At 68.0% G+C, this 406-nt stretch carries 1 protein-coding gene; it reads left to right on the forward strand.

Annotated features, from left to right (window positions below; all coding sequences use genetic code 11):
• The coding region (locus JZ791_RS47485; protein WP_254207405.1) for a DNA polymerase at nt 1–406 on the forward strand (406 nt) is incomplete at both ends.

The raw sequence follows: 406 nt of genomic DNA on the forward strand, positions 1-406 counted from the left end.
GCTTCGGCCTGGCGCGCAACCTGGGCATCGACAACAAGGCCGCGGCCGCCTACATCGACCGCTACTTCCAGCGCTACCCCGGCGTGAAGCAGTACATGGACGAGACCAAGGCCGCCGCCAAGACGCGCGGCTACGTCGAGACCGTCTTCGGCCGCCGGCTCTACCTGCCCGAGATCAACTCGCCCAACGGCCCGCGGCGCGGCGCCGCAGAGCGCGCGGCCATCAACGCACCCATGCAGGGCACCGCGGCCGACCTGATCAAGAAGGCGATGGTGGCCGTGCAGGACGTGCTGGACGCCGAAAAGCCCGGCGTGCTGATGATCATGCAGGTGCATGACGAACTGGTGTTCGAGTTGCCCGAAGAGGAATCCGGCTGGCTGCGCACCGAAGTGCCGCGCCTCATGGC

Origin of the sequence: Nocardia alni (genome assembly GCF_019038435.1) — a bacterium.
Classification (GTDB): domain Bacteria; phylum Actinomycetota; class Actinomycetes; order Mycobacteriales; family Mycobacteriaceae; genus Nocardia; species Nocardia alni.